We start from the raw sequence: 1,727 nt of genomic DNA, 5'->3' as shown, positions 1-1,727 counted from the left end.
AGTCCAGCTAATTACATGTCAAGCCTTTTCGGGAGAAAATTTCTCAGTTTGGCATCTAAAAAAGGGTATAGAAAACAAGGCTTCATCATGAAGCCTTAAAAACATAGTGGAGTGGCTACGCTACAGATTGTACGGCGTTGTGGTACTCTGTCCGATGTTCATCGGGTGTTATCATTACGAACGGTTTTTCGTCGCGCAACACAGCAAAAATGATATTACAAACCTTATGCATAATCGCGCCAAGAGCCGTCATCTTCGCTTTAGATTTACATTTTTCAAGATAGTATTCGCGCAACACAGGATTTTTGGGTTCTCCGTTCTTCCGCAGACTAACAGATTGCAGCGCCAGTATGTAAATGCAGCGCCGCGCGAATGATGAACCACGCTTGGATATTTTTAATTCCGTTCCCTTGAAATTGCCGGATTGCCTAACCCGCGGGTCAAGTCCGAAGTAAGCGTACAACTGCTTCGGGCGGCGAAAAACGCTGAAATCGCCGATTTCACAAACGAGCGTAACGGCGCTCAAAAAGCCAACGCCCGGAATGGACTGCAATAAGTTCACATGACGCGCAAGCGGCGAATCATGCCTGATTTCCACACTCTCACGGATCTGCGAAAGCAGTTTACCCGTCTGCGCATCGATGAGCCGGATCATCTCGACAAAATGAAGAATGAGATAGATATTTCCGGCATTTGAATGGCCGAATGACGCAGCTTCCGATGCAGCCTGTTTGAGCAATGCGCATTTTTGCTCCGCCATCGCCCTGCCTTTCCCAGCGGTTTTCTGAATAATAGATGTCAATTCTTCCGTGTCGGCGGCAAGTATCGTTTCCGGCGTCGGATAGCGGCACAGTATTTCAAGGGACGCCTTGCCGTTCACCTTTGAAAAAAGCGGTAAATATTGCGGGAATGTCTGCCGGAGCTGCGCGGTCAGGCGGCAAATGTATTGCGAGCACTCTTTTTTCATCGCGTGGTATTCGCGTACAAGGGCCTTAACAGCGGCTACGTCATCATCCGGGACAACGGACGTTTTCAGCTTCGGCTTCAATCCTAGCAGCGCGATTTTTTGCGCGTCAAACTTATCGTTGTGAACTCCGCGCACGTCGATATTGCTGTTCGCATGGGTGATAATCGGATTGAGGATGAACACGGAAAGCCCCTCATCCTTTAGGCGATAATAGAGCGGATAATGATAGATTCCCGTTGATTCCATAAAAATTCTTGCGCTTAGGCCATGCTGTACTTCCATATCGCGGATTCGGTCAACCGCCCCTTGTATGGAATTTAGACTGCTATGCAGAACCTTGTATGGGCGGCCTATGATTTCCTGCGTCGGCAGTGCAATCGCCATCAGGCTGAAATCCGCGCCGACATCAATGCCAACAGAAAGAAAAGGCTGATTATGATTCCCCATTTTTTACTCCCCTCGCGTAAAATTAACAGGTTTCCTTCCAAATCAGCCGTGACATATCCTAGCGCGTAATGCGGGCATAGCCAAAAGGCTCCCAACCAGCCAAATCATGCAACACAAGCTGAAAGGATGAACCGACTGCACAACAGGTATTGGCGGCTAAATGCCACTTCCCAAGGGCGCACACGTTCATATTCCTGTTTGGTATCAGCTTAAACGCTATGACCGGCTGCGTCTATGGGAGCCTGTTGCGCGGGGAGTGGTTGTCCTCTCGTACCGTTCCATTCCCTTAGTGTAATTATACTAGGGCGCACTT

At 48.8% G+C, this 1,727-nt stretch carries 1 protein-coding gene; it reads right to left on the bottom strand.

The window, feature by feature from the left end; translation table 11 throughout:
- Positions 1-115 precede the first annotated feature (115 nt).
- A complete protein-coding gene (locus CAFE_RS15780; protein ID WP_156991161.1) occupies positions 116-1,414 on the bottom strand; it encodes an IS110 family RNA-guided transposase in 1,299 nt (432 codons plus the stop codon).
- Between the last annotated feature and the right edge of the window lie 313 nt (positions 1,415-1,727).

The sequence above is a fragment of the Caproicibacter fermentans genome (assembly GCF_009746625.1).
Classification (GTDB): domain Bacteria; phylum Bacillota; class Clostridia; order Oscillospirales; family Acutalibacteraceae; genus Caproicibacter; species Caproicibacter fermentans.
Note: the sequence above shows the minus strand (reverse complement) of the source record. Positions and strands in the feature narration are given on the sequence as shown.